Below are 1,046 nucleotides of genomic sequence, written 5' to 3' on the forward strand. Positions count from 1 at the left end.
GCGAACTGCTGGCCTTCTGGGAATACATCCGCCGCTACATGGAAGACGGCCCCGCCGCTGCCCCAGCACCGGAAAAGCTCATCTGCAAATTCCCCTGGCCATGGCTCTCACTCAAAGCTGCCTGGGGACTGGACACCAGCTTCCTGGGCCAACGTGAACTGCGCATTTTCGTACTGCTCAACCTGCTGCTATGGCCCGTCATCCTGATCCATGCCACAGGCCACTGGTTGTCCTTGTTGCTGTGCTACGAGCCACGCTTTCCGAAGGTCATCGAGGAAGCCGGACGCTGATCCGCATAAGCGAAGTCGCTCTTCGACTATTGGTTGTCGATAACGAAGAGAAGGAAACTGAACTCATACAGCGCAAATAGAGGGCACACCCCGATGTATTTTTTGGAACGAGGCTTTGAATGGTCCAAGACGCTGATTACTTACGAGGAAGCCATGAATGATTTCAATAACCAACAACGGCAACCTGGACAGGCCGAGTTGCATGCACCGGAAGGGATAAACGAGTCAGTTTTGGACCGAATTCACGAAAACTCATCTATTTATTCACATAAAGAAAACCACATTGATGTTCGTACGCCAAATGACGAAAAAAGAGGTGTAATTACATTTTTTGCAAGCTGTATCTATGGAATGCTTATCTATGCTTTCCTGATGACCTTGTTTATCTCAAGCAATCAGATCCGTGCTGGGCACGGCCCTCTCAGCAAAGCAACGCTAACCAGCTCGGACCACTTCTTCAATATATTATTCCCTCTACTTTGGCTGCTAGTGCTTGGTATTTTCATAAAGTACACATACCGTTTCATTCGCCTGGAATCCTTCACCGCCCGCCGCATCATCGTCCGTTTCAACCGCATCACCCGTAAAGTCTACCTACTCCGCCCCAAGCACCTAGGCGGCATCCGTATCATGGACTGGGACAAGACCGAGATACTTATCGACAAGAAGATGAGCGAGTTGGAAGGCACCGGAGGCTTTGTCATCCTGGTCTGGGACAAGGGTGATGGCGTGGATCTTGAGGGCACGCCCACCGAT

The 1,046-nt window shown here is 50.9% G+C and carries 2 pseudogenes; both read left to right on the forward strand.

The features are described from left to right. Positions 1–290, forward strand: a pseudogene (locus DM374_RS32560) (DUF6708 domain-containing protein); the annotation flags it as partial. Positions 291–443: 153 nt separating this feature from the next. Further along, a pseudogene (locus DM374_RS32565) lies at positions 444–1,046 on the forward strand (DUF6708 domain-containing protein); the annotation flags it as partial.

Source organism: Pseudomonas huaxiensis (assembly GCF_003231275.1).
GTDB classification, from domain to species: domain Bacteria; phylum Pseudomonadota; class Gammaproteobacteria; order Pseudomonadales; family Pseudomonadaceae; genus Aquipseudomonas; species Aquipseudomonas huaxiensis.